The organism is Mesorhizobium sp. M1307 (assembly GCF_040318155.1).
Lineage (GTDB): Bacteria > Pseudomonadota > Alphaproteobacteria > Rhizobiales > Rhizobiaceae > Mesorhizobium.
The window spans coordinates 177,831-191,089 of record NZ_JAMYLR010000011.1 but is presented as its reverse complement, the minus strand read 5'-3'; the positions used below and the strand labels follow the sequence as shown (position 1 = coordinate 191,089).

General features: G+C 60.8%; 10 protein-coding genes and 3 pseudogenes. 9 read left to right on the top strand and 4 right to left on the bottom strand.

Annotated features, from left to right (window positions below; genetic code table 11):
- From NKH16_RS16070 to NKH16_RS16065, 3 genes and pseudogenes are all read right to left on the bottom strand, one after another.
- Positions 1-271, bottom strand: a pseudogene (locus tag NKH16_RS16070) (serine hydrolase); the annotation flags it as partial.
- A gap of 744 nt (positions 272-1,015) precedes the next feature.
- Positions 1,016-1,177: pseudogene (locus NKH16_RS35015) on the bottom strand (IS91 family transposase); the annotation flags it as partial.
- Between the two features lie 21 nt (positions 1,178-1,198).
- Complete coding sequence (locus tag NKH16_RS16065; RefSeq protein WP_352838563.1) at positions 1,199-1,507, bottom strand: hypothetical protein; 309 nt, start codon at positions 1,505-1,507, stop codon at positions 1,199-1,201.
- A gap of 88 nt (positions 1,508-1,595) precedes the next feature.
- On the opposite strand from NKH16_RS16065, the gene NKH16_RS16060 reads away from it, so the two are divergent.
- Positions 1,596-3,272 (top strand): winged helix-turn-helix domain-containing tetratricopeptide repeat protein, encoded by a 1,677-nt coding sequence (locus NKH16_RS16060; protein WP_352838562.1) that lies wholly within the window; start codon positions 1,596-1,598, stop codon positions 3,270-3,272.
- Between the two features lie 70 nt (positions 3,273-3,342).
- Positions 3,343-3,510: a hypothetical protein gene (locus tag NKH16_RS16055; RefSeq protein WP_352679411.1), complete on the top strand. Its 168-nt coding sequence runs from the start codon at positions 3,343-3,345 to the stop codon at positions 3,508-3,510.
- A 246-nt stretch (positions 3,511-3,756) separates the two neighbouring features.
- On the opposite strand, the pseudogene NKH16_RS16050 reads toward NKH16_RS16055, so the two are convergent.
- Positions 3,757-4,388, bottom strand: a pseudogene (locus tag NKH16_RS16050) (tyrosine-type recombinase/integrase).
- A gap of 430 nt (positions 4,389-4,818) precedes the next feature.
- Here NKH16_RS16050 and NKH16_RS16045 point away from each other — a divergent pair.
- From NKH16_RS16045 to NKH16_RS16015, 7 genes are read left to right on the top strand one after another with little or no spacing between them, the layout of a single operon-like run.
- A complete protein-coding gene (locus tag NKH16_RS16045) occupies positions 4,819-5,829 on the top strand; it encodes an ABC transporter substrate-binding protein (RefSeq protein WP_352532390.1) in 1,011 nt (336 codons plus the stop codon).
- A gap of 47 nt (positions 5,830-5,876) precedes the next feature.
- Complete coding sequence (locus NKH16_RS16040) at positions 5,877-6,887, top strand: ABC transporter substrate-binding protein (RefSeq protein ID WP_352449181.1); 1,011 nt, start codon at positions 5,877-5,879, stop codon at positions 6,885-6,887.
- A gap of 44 nt (positions 6,888-6,931) precedes the next feature.
- Complete coding sequence (locus tag NKH16_RS16035) at positions 6,932-7,939, top strand: ABC transporter substrate-binding protein (RefSeq protein WP_352449182.1); 1,008 nt, start codon at positions 6,932-6,934, stop codon at positions 7,937-7,939.
- 60 nt (positions 7,940-7,999) lie between these two features.
- Positions 8,000-8,989 (top strand): ABC transporter substrate-binding protein, encoded by a 990-nt coding sequence (locus tag NKH16_RS16030; RefSeq protein WP_352780579.1) that lies wholly within the window; start codon positions 8,000-8,002, stop codon positions 8,987-8,989.
- 38 nt (positions 8,990-9,027) lie between these two features.
- Positions 9,028-10,026, top strand: coding sequence for an ABC transporter substrate-binding protein (locus NKH16_RS16025; RefSeq protein WP_352449184.1), 999 nt, complete (start codon positions 9,028-9,030; stop codon positions 10,024-10,026).
- Complete coding sequence (locus NKH16_RS16020; protein WP_352449185.1) at positions 10,023-10,628, top strand: SCO family protein; 606 nt, start codon at positions 10,023-10,025, stop codon at positions 10,626-10,628. Before NKH16_RS16025 ends, NKH16_RS16020 begins: the two co-directional genes overlap by 4 nt.
- On the top strand, positions 10,594-13,248 hold the full coding sequence (locus tag NKH16_RS16015) for a GAF domain-containing protein (protein ID WP_352900379.1): 2,655 nt from the start codon (positions 10,594-10,596) through the stop codon (positions 13,246-13,248). The genes NKH16_RS16020 and NKH16_RS16015 overlap by 35 nt, the downstream gene beginning before the upstream one ends.
- Positions 13,249-13,259: the final 11 nt, after the last annotated feature.

The following is a 13,259-nucleotide window of genomic DNA, read 5'->3' as shown; positions in this document are numbered from 1 at the left end:
CCCGGTTGTCGCGAAGGCCATAGCCCTCGTCAAAGATCATTTTGCCGCCATGCACCACCGCCACGGCGAAGCCGGGAACGTCGGATGCTTCCTTGACTTTCTTGACGATGTCCGGCAGCGCGGCCAGCGCCTTCTCGACACCGCCGGGATACAGCTGCATAGCATCCTGCGGCGGCGATGGCCCAAGCTCCGGCACGTAGGACTGCGCGGCTGCCACGGCGGGCAGCATGATAACGAGGGAAAGCACGACGAGAGCAGCGGCCTTCTTCATTGCATGTCCTCAAACTTGCACGGCAGATGATCGGACCATACGCGGCAAGATGAAAGATGGTTACAGCTATTTTCTACTGATATGTTTAAGTTCAAAGATCAGACAGAGACGGCGGCTGCGCGCATGTGATTTCGGGACCTGGTGAAGTATCCGCGTTACCCACGCGGGCGGCAATTGGATGGGACTGCGCGGGAGAACGTCAAGCTCCAAGGCCGGGCGGCAAATGGCGTCTAATCAGGAGTTGTTCGCCAACGGGCTGGCGGCCAACCAGAAAGTCATCGAAGCCAGCTATATGGCCCATCGCGAGGCCCTATGGCCTGCTGCATGGAGTCCGAGGGCCGAGGAGCCGGGACGCTTCGTCTTCACCGATCTTGCCTGCGGCACGGGGCCGTTTGCTGTCCGTCCGGTTATTGCCGCGGGACCAGTTAAAGCCGCCGTTCGGCTCACGTGAAGAGTTTCGGGCGCCGCAGGCGTACGAAAGTCCCCGAGGAAGGAACCCGCGGGCCGCAGACGATGGCTATGGGGATTTCGGATTTCGGCAGACGTCGGCGATGGCGTGACCGCCGTCGGGAAGCGCTGGGGTGAATGCGGACAGACCGCTTCGTTGCGCCCCCGCGCGGTGTTGTCGGCTTGGTCGGCAGCTGGACGCGACCTCTTCAGCATCGAGGATCATCGTGGACGTGCGTCGATCCGTTGCCGGAGGCTGAGTGCCTGCAGCTGAAGGCTGAACCATCCCATGCCGGGTCATGGCGTGCTGCTCCCGGTCGACCGGGAGCCGTGTGGTGGTCCGCGCGGTTGCCTCCACCGTTCAAACAGCTCGATGACGATCATGCGGCCGCCGCAGCACGCGCACGGCGGGCCGAAGTCGTCCGGTTCGTCGGGGTCGCCGTCGTCGGGCGGCGCGGCAGGGGCGGTCGAGGATCGCCCTCACTGACCCTCCTGGGTAAGTTGGAAGATACTGGCCGTCCGAGTAGGACCAACGTTAGTTAGCTCACAGTACGTGAAAGAAACAAAAGAACCCGGCTGCGGCGGAAGAAATTCCCCCTGGTGCTTCCATGCGAGGCAGGTTTTGATCGTGTCGAAGGATTTTTGTTCTCGGCGTTCATCGATGCGGCCATCGACAAATACAAGAGAAATTACATGCGCGGTTGCATTTAGAGATTGAGGATCTGCTTTCGCAGCCGTTGGCACTGCCAAGAGAAGAGCCAGAGCGATGATGAGCTTGGTGCGATTCATGTCGTCCTCCGTTTCATCCGGTGCTGCTGGGGTCGCTTGGAGGCGAAGGCCGAATGGGCTAGACTAGGAAGCGCGCCAGGAAGGTGAAATGTCCCGAACGGCCCCTGAAATTGACCTGAAATCTGCTGAAACGATCACGTTCCGCGGTTTCGTCTTCCTGACCAAAAGCAAAGAACTCCGAACCGTCGAAGGCAAAGCGGTCAATCTTCGCAGCCAGTCCGCCGAGGTGCTCTCGGTGCTCGCGGCGCGACCGGGCGAAATCGTCTCCAAGGATGCGCTGATGCAGGCGGTTTGGCCCGAGACCTTCGTGACCGACGACAGCCTCACTCAATGCATTGCCGATATCCGCCGCGCGTTGGGGGACGACGCGCACGTGATGGTGGAAACCGTCCCAAAGAGAGGCTACCGACTGAACGCCGATCTATCGGACGCGGCGGACCCAAACGCCGCAGCCGGCACGGAACGTGCCAGGACACGATTATCGCAGCGCGGCTTCATTCTTGCTGCACTCGCTCTCCTTGCGGCAGCGATCGGCGCATACTACGGCGCGGAAGCATGGCGAGCCGCTCCCGTTCGTTCGAGCGGCATGCCCAGGATTGCGATCCTTCCCTTCGACGACATGAGTGCCGGTGCGGACAAGGGATATCTCAGCGATGCCGTTGCCGAGGGGATCATCACCGAGCTGGCGCGGAGCAAGACTTATGCCGTCATCGCCCGGAACTCGAGCTTCAGGTACCGGGACCAGCCGGTCGAGACCAGGCAGATCGGAGATGAACTCGGCGTCGACTACCTGCTCGAAGGCAGCCAGCAGAAGATCGGAGACCGGCTGAAAGTGTCCGCCCAGTTGCTGAATGCGCATGACGGATCACATGTCTGGGCCAACTCCTACAACCGGGAGATTGGCGATCTTTTCGTCGTCCAGGAGGAAATCATCCGCACGCTTGCGGATCGGGTCGGAATAAGGATCGAGCGACCGTTGCCACAGAGCGATGCCGCGCAGGTCAGCGCGCTCCGCTATTACCTGATGGGGAGGGCCAAGATCGGAGAGGATATCTCAGCCGAGGGGAACGAGCTGTTAAGGCAGTTCAGCCTCAAGGCGATCGAAGCGGATCCGAACTCCCAGTTCGGCTATATCGGGCTGGCCTGGTACTATCGCAATGACGCGGTATTCGGGTGGCACGCGCAGGAACACAACCGGAACGAGGCGTTGAAACTCGCTGCCAAATACGCCGACAAGGCCATCCTGCTCGCTCCTGATGACGCAGAAGCGCATGAGGTCCGCGCCAGCATCCACACCGAAGCCGGAGAGGTCGAGCAGGCCCTTGCCCAGTACGATCAGGCGATCGCCTTGAACCCGAGCAACTCGCATATCCTCGTCATGAGTACGAACGTGCTGCTGTATGTTGGCCGCGCCGACGAAGCGATCGATCGGATCGAGCAGGCCAAAGGCATCGATCCCTTCCACCCTGACTGGTTTCACTGGCAGATGGGCTGGGCGCTCTGGGAAAAGAACGATTGTGGGGCGGCGCTGGCTGCGATGCGGAAAATGTCCAGGATCCCGAGCGGCGCACAGCGCATGCTTGCGGGGATCCACGCTTGTCTAGGAAACAAGCGAGAGGCAAAGGAAGCGCTTGCGGTTTTCCTCCAGAACACTCCCAGTGAATCCATCAGTAAAGAACGCAGGGAGTGGGACAAGATTTGGACCGCACCCGGAAGCCTCGACCGCTGGATCAAGCAGATGCGGTTCGCGGGGTTGCCGGAGTGACGGCCGACCGTATGCGGCCCAGCAGAAATCATGGGCTGCAAACGACCCTTGAAGTGGGCCACGAGCGCTGGTGGGCCTCACGCTCAGGGCGCCGATGCGTACCAAACACCTTCATTTCCTCAGTTTTATGTTGCGACTTGCCAGGCTGGCCGATGGCCAGCCTGATGCGGCCGCGGAGACGATCGCGGTAATGCGCCAGGCCCATCCGCGCTTCACACTCAAGGTCTTTCGTCGCTAGGAACCCTACAGGGAGGCGGAGGTGCTCGATAAGATTGTCACGCTCCTGCGCCGTGCCGGTATTCCGGACTGACCTTGGTCGTCTACTTGCCGCCTCGCCTGAACCAGTGACAGCTGCGTCCGCAATTACTATCCTGGCGACGCATGCCGCTGCGTCCGCTTTGGGGAATCAAAGAACGCGAGCCCGATGACCGACATCGGCGCATTGCCGATCGCGGCTCCACCAGTCGAGCGGAGCCGCTTGTGGTCAGGCCTCTGTCGCCTCGGATAATGCGAGCGCATCTTCTACATCCACACCGAGATACCGCACCGTGTTCTCGATCTTGGTGTGGCCGAGCAGGATCTGCACCGCACGGAGATTGCCTGTCGCCTTGTAGATGATGGAGGCTTGGTGCGGCGAAGCGAGTGCGTGCCATACTCTTCTCGGCGCAGACCGATCGCCGACACCCATTCATCCACCAGTCGTGCATATTGGCTCGTGCTCAAATGCGCGGCGGCATCAACACGACTGGGAAACGCGAAGTCGTCCACTGTTCCGCTACGTCTCTCAAGCCATGCCAACAGACTTGCTCGCGCATCTGACGTGATACTCGAACTGAACCGGTCGCCGGTCTTCTGCTGAACCACCATTGAAGCGGGCCCGGATTTCCGGACCCGCCACAAGCATACCGATCTTGATCTTCACTAGGTCGCAACCCCGCAGCTTGCTGTCGATCGCGAGGTCAAGCAGGCATGATCCCTCATTCGTCCTTCGCGATTGAGGAAGAAGCGGATTGCCCATATCTGCCGCGGCTTCGGGGCTCGCTTGGCTCCGACCTGCCGACCAGCGTTCCATACCGGCCGCCCCTTGGCTGCCGGATCGTATTGTGAAATGCCCATCGTCATTCTCCTTCGGCCAATATTGGCCATTGGAGAAACGATCCGAGGGTCTCGGGCGCGGCGTGGCCGACAGCGGAATTGCGGCTTTTGGCGTCCCGCCAGCACCTCGCTGTCAGTGGGAGACCGTTTGCGCGGTTGCGAATGGCCACTTCGAGTTTACTGCGGCCGGCCCCACCCGCTGAACGTCCGCTATCGTTCTTCGGACGCGGATTGGCGTAGTAAGTTTTGCGCTCGCAACCTACGCAAATTGGGCGTATCGTCAGTATATCGTCGGTTGCTAATACATGGGCCGGCGACTGAGAGCGCAAGACTCCCGCATCGGACTAGGCGCGCTAGGTTCCACAACCACTCGTCGCGCTCTGCCTCTGCCGAAACCTCTTGCTCGGTTCCGGCCAGAATTGCCTTTTGCAAATCGGAAGAGGAGCGCTTGATGCAGATTCTGCAAACCCGCCGCCGATTCCTGACCGGCGCTGCAATGGCAGGCGCTGCCGGTATCGTCGGTCTTCCGGAGTCACTCCACGCCGAGCCGCTGGAAACGACCACGGTTCGTCTGCCGCGGTGGGTTGGTGGTTCCTATTGCTGGGCAGGCGCGTACATCGCCGGAGAACTGATGCGCGCAGAGGGCTTCACCGACGTTCGCTACGTAGAAGCCGACAGAAGCGTCGACCAATCGGAATGGATCGCACGCGGTGAGACCGATTTCTCTGTGAACTTTCCGCCGAATCAGATCGCGTCGATCGACGCTGGCGTGCCGATCAAGGTGCTAACCGGGTTGCACTCGGGATGCCTCGAACTGATCGCCAAGGAGAGCATCCGCAGCGTCACGGATCTGCGGGGCAAGAGGGTGGGCGTGGATGGTTTCAATAACTCGCGACACATGTGGCTGACGCTCATGTCCGCGTATGTCGGGCTCGATCCCGTGAACGATATCCAATGGGTCTTGACTAAGGACGTCAAGCCCACGGAACTCTTCATCCAAGGGAAGATCGACGCATTCCTTGGGACGCCGCCCCAGCCGCAGGAGCTGCGCGCCAAGAAGATCGGCCACACGATCCTCAACAATGCCGTCGACCGCCCATGGTCACAGTATTTCTGCTGCATGATCTCCGCCACCACGGACTACGTGAACAGGTACCCGGTGGCGACCAAGCGGGTCTTGCGATCCATCCTCAAGGCCGCCGACCTCTGCGTGTCGGATCCGCAGTGGGTGGCCCGGCAGATGGTCGATCGCGATTTCGTCCCGTCGCATGACTACGCGCTCCAAACGCTCAAGGATATCCGCTACGACCGCTGGCGGGAATTCGATCCTGAAGACTCCCTGCGGTTCTACACACTGCGCATGCAGGAGACGGGCATGATCAAATCGAGCCCGCAACAGATCATCGCCAACGGAACGGACTGGCACTTCCTCGACGAGTTGAAGCGTGAGCTGAAAACCTGAGCAGCTGGCTGACTCGTTGTGCCTTTTTCCTTGGGAAGGAGAAGCCCATGCAGATCATCCAGAACCGCCGTCATTTCCTAGCCGGCGCTGCGGCCGTCGGCGCCGCAGGAATTATCGGCACCGCAACACAAGCCCGGGCCGAGCCGCCGCTGGAGACCACTTCCGTCCGCCTGCCGCGGTACATCGGCGGCGCCTATTGCTGGGCGGGCCTGTACATTGCCGGAGAAATGCTGCGCGCCGAGGGGTTCACCGATGTCCGGTATGTGCAAGGCGACAAGAAGGTTGATCATTCGGCGTGGATCGCAAACGGCGAGACGGATTTCAGTGTGAACTACGTGCCGATTCATCTGGCGTCGATCGATGCAGGAGTGCCGATCAGGGTACTAAGCGGACTGCACTCCGGGTGCCTCGAACTGATCGCCAACGACAGCGTCAAAGGCATCTCGGACCTGCGGGGAAAGCGGGTTGGGGTCTTTACGCTTGATTCGCCGCAATACGTGTTGGTTTCTCTGATGGCCGCCTATGTTGGGCTCGATCCCGTCAACGACATCGAATGGGTCATCGAAGAACACAATTTTGCGGAAGGCTTCGTCGAAGGAAAATACGATGCAGTCCTCGGCCAACCGCCCCGCACGCAGGAACTTCGCTCCAGGAAAGTAGGCCATACGATCCTCAACTCGACCACCGACCTGCCCTGGTCGCAGCATTTCTGCTGCATGATTTCCGCGACTGCGGATTATGTCGACAGGCATCCGGTGGCGACAAAGCGCGTGCTCAGGGCCATCCTCAAGGGCGCCGACCTCTGCGCGTCGGATCCGCCATTGGTAGCGCAGCAGATGGTCGATCGAGGGTTCGTGCCCAGCTACGACTACGCGCTGCAAACGCTGCACGACATCCGGTACGACAGGTGGCGGGATTACGATGCCGAAGCCTCGATGCGCTTCTACGCGCTGCGCATGCACGAAACGGGCATGATCAAGTCGAGCCCGCAAACGATCATCGCCACCGGCACTGACTGGCGTTTCCTTGACGAGTTGAAGCGCGAGTTGAAGACGTGAGGGGCAGCCAGCCTCGTGCCATTTTCAATGGGAGGGAGAACCCCATGCAGATCATCCAGAACCGCCGCCGCTTCCTGGCCGGTGCTGCGGCAGCAGGCGCTGCAGGTCTCATCGGCGCAACGACTGACGCTTGGGCCGAGGCACCCCCTGAAACGACCTCCGTCCGCTTGCCGCGGTGGATCGATGGTGCCTACTGCTGGGCGGGGATGTACCTGGCCGGAGAGCTCCTCAAAGCGGAGGGCTTCACCGACGTCCGTTACGTGCAGGGCGACGAGAAAGTCGATCAGGCGGTGTGGATTGCACGCGGCGACACGGATTTCAGCATGAACTACGCGCCGGTCCATGTCGCGTCGATCGACGCCGGCGTGCCAATCAGGGTGCTTGGCGGTCTGCACTCCGGGTGCCTCGAGCTGATCGCCAACGACAGCATCCAAGGCATCCCGGACCTCAAGGGCAAGCGGGTGGGCATGCACGACATCGATGCGCCGTCGCGCGTGCTGGTCGCCCTGATGGCCGCCTATATCGGACTGGACCCCGTCAACGACATCGAATGGGTCCAGGAAAGCAAGCCGGTGGAAGCCTTCGCCGACGGGAAGTTCGATGCATATCTCTTCACGCCGCCGGAGACGCAGCAACTGCGCGCCAAGAAAATCGGCCACACGATCCTCAACACGACCCTCGACCGCCCTTGGTCGCAGTACTTCTGCTGCATGACTTCGGCCGCTGCGGACTACGTGAACAGATATCCGGTGGCGACCAAGCGCGTGCTAAGAGCCATCGTCAAGGGCGCCGACCTATGCATTTCGGATCCCGCATGGAGTGCAGCGCAGATGGTCGATCGAGGTTTCGTCCCCAGCTACGAAATCGCGCTGCAAACGCTGAGCGACACGCGGTACGACGTCTGGCGGGACTACGATGCCGAAGCCTCGATGCGCTTCTATGCGCTGCGCATGCACGAAACGGGCATGATCAAGTCGAGCCCACAGCAGATCATCGCCGATGGAACGGACTGGCGCTTCATCGAGGAGCTGAAGCGTGAGTTGAAAACCTGAGCCTGCTTTGTCCCAGGGAGGAAGCGTGACATGCGGATCATTCAGAATCGACGCCGTTTCATGGCCGGCCTGGCAGCCGGCACCGTGGGAATTGTCGCAACCCCGAGATTGGCGTTTGCCGAGCCGGAGCCCGAGACGACCAGTGTCCGGCTGGGCCGGTGGGTCGGAGGCGCCTACTGCTGGGAGTCGCTCTACCTCGCTGGCGAACTGCTCCGCGCCGGCGGTATGACCGATGTCCAGTACGTGCAAGGTAATCAAAAGTACTTCGACAGCAGCGAATGGATTGCAGCGGGTGAGACGGACTTCGACTTCAACATGCCGCCGATGCACATCCGCAGCGTCGAGGCCGGGGTGCCCGTCAAGATCCTGGCCGGCGTGCATTCCGGCTGCTGGGAGTTGCGAGCGAACGATCGCGTCAACAGCGTTGCCGACCTAAAGGGCAAGCGGGTGGGGGTCTGGGCGATGAACGACCACCCGCAGGTGTTTCTCCAACTGCTGATCAACTATGTCGGGCTCGATCCCAACCACGATGTTGAGTGGGTCGTAGGCGTCCAGGAGAACGGCTCGCTCATGCAGAACTTCATCGACGGCAAGGTCGATGCCTTCCTGGTAGACACCAGCCAATACTCCGAGGTTCGGAACAAGAAGGTAGGTCACACGGTCTTCAGCAATCTTATCGACCGTCCTTGGTCGCAGTATTTTTGTTGCATGCTCGCCGGCCGGACCGACTATGTCGATAAGTATCCGGTCGCCACCAAGCGCGTGCTGCGGGCCATCCTCCAGGCTGTCGAATTCTGCGTGTCGAACCCGAAATCGGCCGCCCGCGCGGTGGTTGATCGAGGCTTTCTGCCGAGCTACGACGTTGCGCTGACCACTCTGCAGAACACCGGGCACGACAGGTGGCGGGAATACGATGCTGAAGACTCGGTGCGCTTCTACGCGCTGCGCCTCCTGGAGACGGGCATGATCAAGTCGAGCCCGCAGGAGATCATCGTCAAAGGGACGGATTTCCACTTCTTCGAAGAGATCAAGCGCGAACTGAAGACGTGAAAGGCGCAGCGCGAAGGACCGCTGAAGAGGAGAACGTCATGCACATCATCCAGAACCGACGCCGCTTCATGGCCGGCATCGCGGCGGGTGCCGCGGGATTAGTCGCAGCCCCGAGGCTGGCGCTCACCGAGCCGGCGCCAGAGACGACGAAAGTCCGGTTGCCGGTGTTCGCCAAGGTCTCGGACTGCCAATCGCCGATGTATGCGGCCACCGAGCTTCTGCATGCCGAAGGCTTGGCCGACGTTGAGTTCGTGTCTTCGGGCACCGGCCCGGATTCGTCGGACTGGATCGGCCACGGCGAGATCGACTTCGACTGGAACTACCCGCTCGCGCATGTGCTTAACATCGCAAAAGGCGCGCCGATAAAAGTCTTGACCGGCTTGCATGTCGGCTGCCTTGAGCTGATCGCAAACGATCGGGTCGTTGGCATCCCTGATCTGAAGGGTAAGACGGTCGGAGTGGATGGCAGCACCATCCAGTATCTGTTGCTGAATGTGATGTCTTCTTATGTTGGCCTTGATCCGGCAAAGGATTTCGAAACTCTCGTAACCCCCGATGCGGTTCAAAGCCTCGCGGAGGGTAAGATCGATGCGTTCCTCGGCGGACCGCCCACGCCCCAGCAGGCGCGCGAGCGAAAGCTCGGCCATGTACTTGTCAGCACGGCGATCGACAAACCATGGTCGCAGTATTTTTGTTGCATGCTCGCGAGCACCGCAGATTACGCAGGACGTTACCCGATGGCGACTAAACGAGTCATGCGCTCCCTACTCAAGGCCGTGGACCTCTGCATAACCAATCCGGAAGCGGTTGCGAAAAGTGCGGTCGATATAGGCTACGCCACCGACTACACGCTTCAGGCTATCCGTTCCGACATACGCTACGACAAATGGCGCGAATATGACCCCGAGGATTCCCTGCGTTTCTATGCGCTGCGTATGCAGGAGACAAATGCGGTCACGATGAGGCCACAGGAGGTTCTGGACCGCGGCACCGACTGGCGTTTCCTTAAGGAGCTCAAGCGCGAGATGAAGACGTGAGCCGCTGGCCGACGCGCGCGTTGCTGCTCCTCGCCCTCGTCGCTGAGCCTGCGCACACCTCTGCGCACGAAGCGTCAGCGCACGCTGGGAACAGCGAGCGCCTGCCGATGATGGGCGCTGCACCGGATTTCACGCTGATATCGCAGGACCACAAGCCGGTGTCGCTGCGCGACTTCCGCGGCAAGGTGGTCGCCATCGCCTTCATCTATACGTACTGTACCGACGTCTGCCCCATGCTGACCGCCCATATGGCCAGCGTGCAGGAAAAGTTGGGTAGTGCGTTCGGACCCCAAATCGCCTTTGTTTCGATCACCGTCGACCCGGAGCGCGACACGCCCGATGTTTTGAAGGAATATGCGCAGAATTTTGGCGCCGATCTGAAGGGCTGGTCGTTTCTTACCGGCGATCCGGCGGTCGTCCATGAGGTGGGACGGAAATACGGGGTCATCGCGAAGAAGGCGGCGAACGGAGATGTCGACCATACCTTGTTGACGTCGCTCGTAGACCCCAATGGCATCTTGCGAGTACAGTATCTTGGCGTCCGGTTCGACTTGGAGGAGTTCCGGGATGACCTTGTCAGCCTCTTGGACGAATCCAAATAGCATAACGAACCGGCTCGTTGGCTGGGTTGCCCGGCTGCCGGCGCGCGTCCAGACCAAGCTCTTGATCGCGTTCCTGTCGATCGTCGGCCTGCTGATCGTGCTCGGGGCCGTCGGGTTGCAGGTGCTGAGTGGGGTCAACGATCAGACCAACGAGCTGATCAAGCTGCAGCGCAGGATCGCGGCCTACCGCCAGGTACAGCACGATACGACCAGCCAGCTCTACGGCATCTCCACCGCCCTGTTGCTTCAGGACGACCGGATGCTGGATGGGGCGCTGCGCCAGCTCAATCAGTTCGGCTACGACCTCGACCGCATGGAGTTCGTCGCCAAAGCCGAGGTGGAAGTGCTTGGCCAGGTCAGGCAAGAGTACGAACGGCTGACGGCCGGCGTGACGCACGTGGCAGAACTCGTCCGCGCCGGCCGTACTGAGGAGGCGCGCAAGGTTCAGCTTGATGAAATCATACCGTCGGCTGATCGCCTCGAGCGGCTGACAAACCAGCTGGTCAACATGGCCGAAGCCGACATGGTGGCGGCCATCGAAACGACCGAGGGTGCGTACGGCACGTCCAGACTGATCGTGGTCTCGTTTGCGGTGGGCAGTATCCTGCTGGCGTTGGGGCTCGGCTACATCATCTCCTGGTCGTTGATCGAACCGGTCAAGAAGATCGAGACGCGTCTCAGCCAGATAGCGGCCGGCGACTTCGCCCAACAGGTTGCCGTCGCCAATCGCGACGAACTTGGAGTGCTCGCCGCTAACGTCAACCGGACCTCCGACCAGCTGGGGCGCCTGTATCAGGAGATTGAGACGCGCACCCAGCAGCTCGACGAAGCCCTTCAGCAGCAGACAGCCACTGCAGACGTTCTGAAGGTCATCAGCCGCTCTACCTTCGATCTGCAGGTCGTGCTCGATACGTTGGTGGAATCGGCTGTCAGGCTCTGCCGTGCCGACAAGGGTGGTATCGTGCAGTTGCTTGATGGCGTATTCCGCTATGTGTCGACGCATGGCTACCCGCCCAGCTTCCGTGCTTATGTCGACGCCAATCCACTTCCAGAGCTTGCCGCAGGCCGAGGCTCCGCCGTAGGGCGCGTAATCGAAGAACGGCGGATCGTGCAAATCGAAGACGTGACCGCTGATCCGGACTACCGCGTTGTCTTGATCGCTGAGGCAGGCGGATTCCGCACCGTCCTCGCTGCCCCGCTGTTGCGGGAAGGTGATCTCGTTGGCGTATTCGTCATGACGAGGGTTGAGCCGCAACCTTTCAATCCCAAGGAGATCGCGCTCGTCGAGACATTCGCCGACCAGGCCGTGATCGCCATCGAGAATGCGCGGCTCTTCGAGGCGGTGCAGTCACGGACGCGCGAGCTTGCCGCGTCTGTTGGTGAGCTCGAGGCGCTTGGTGAGGTGAGCAAGGCGGTCAATTCGACGCTGGATCTCGACACCGTGCTGAAAACGATCGTCGCCAAGGCGGTCCAGTTGTCGGAGACGGATGCTGGCACCATCTACGTGTTCAGCAGCACGCGGCAGCAATTCCGTCCGCGCGCAAACTTCGGTATGAGCGATGAGCTTATCGCCGCAGTCTCGCACCAGACGATCGGGCTGGCCGACATGGGGATCGGCGACGCGCCCGGGCGCTGCATGCCGGTGCAGTTTCCCGACCTCAGCGAGGAGACCTCATCCTTCCTTGTAAGAAAGACGATCGTCGACGCCGGATATCGCGGTATCCTGATCGTTCCGCTGCTGAGGCCCAACAAGATCGTCGGTGCACTGGTCGTCAGGCGCCACAAGCCAGGTGCCTTCCATGAGCAAGTTGTCCACCTGCTGGAGACCTTCGCTGCCCAATCGGTGCTCGCGATCCAGAATGCCAAGCTGTTCAGCGAGATCGAGGAGAAAGGCCGGGAGCTGGAGGCAGCTAGCCGCCACAAGTCCCAGTTCCTCGCGAATATGAGCCACGAGCTCAGGACACCGCTCAATTCGGTCTTGGGCTTCACAGAACTGCTGGTCGACGGCATCTACGGCGAACTCCCGGACAAGGCAAAGACGACCGTCGCGCGCGTGCAGGCGAACGGCCGTCACCTCCTCGGGCTCATCAATGACGTACTCGACCTTTCCAAGATCGAAGCCGGCCAGCTCACGCTGGCGATCGAGGACTACTCCATCGCGCAGATTGTTCGATCGACCGTTACGGCTGTCGAACCGCTGGCACGAGCGAAGGGTCTTGAGCTTTCAACGACTGTTGCCGAGAACCTTCCATTCGGCCGCGGGGACGAGCGCCGTTTGACGCAGGTCCTGCTCAATCTTGTAGGCAATGCCGTCAAGTTCACCGAAACGGGTGCGGTCGACATTCTTGCCGATGCGGTCGACGGGCACTTCGAGATCACCGTCCGAGACACCGGTCCCGGCATCGCGTCCAAGGACCAGGCTCTCATCTTCGAAGAATTCCAGCAGGTCGACAACAGCAGCACCAGGCAGAAGGGTGGCACAGGTCTTGGCCTGGCGATCTCGAAGCGCATCGTCGAAATGCATGGCGGAACCATAGACGTCGAGTCCGTGATCGGGTCAGGGTCGACATTCCGTCTCAAGGTACCAATCTGGGTGAATGAGGACGTGAGGGCCGCATGAGCAAACGAATC

Coding starts and splice junctions, on each gene's coding strand:
- NKH16_RS16065 (WP_352838563.1), bottom strand. CDS start 1,507: ATGAATCGCACCAAGCTCATCATCGCTCTGGCTCTTCTCTTGGCAGTG.
- NKH16_RS16060 (WP_352838562.1), top strand. CDS start 1,596: ATGTCCCGAACGGCCCCTGAAATTGACCTGAAATCTGCTGAAACGATC.
- NKH16_RS16045 (WP_352532390.1), top strand. CDS start 4,819: ATGCAGATTCTGCAAACCCGCCGCCGATTCCTGACCGGCGCTGCAATG.
- NKH16_RS16040 (WP_352449181.1), top strand. CDS start 5,877: ATGCAGATCATCCAGAACCGCCGTCATTTCCTAGCCGGCGCTGCGGCC.
- NKH16_RS16035 (WP_352449182.1), top strand. CDS start 6,932: ATGCAGATCATCCAGAACCGCCGCCGCTTCCTGGCCGGTGCTGCGGCA.
- NKH16_RS16030 (WP_352780579.1), top strand. CDS start 8,000: ATGGCCGGCCTGGCAGCCGGCACCGTGGGAATTGTCGCAACCCCGAGA.
- NKH16_RS16025 (WP_352449184.1), top strand. CDS start 9,028: ATGCACATCATCCAGAACCGACGCCGCTTCATGGCCGGCATCGCGGCG.
- NKH16_RS16015 (WP_352900379.1), top strand. CDS start 10,594: ATGACCTTGTCAGCCTCTTGGACGAATCCAAATAGCATAACGAACCGG.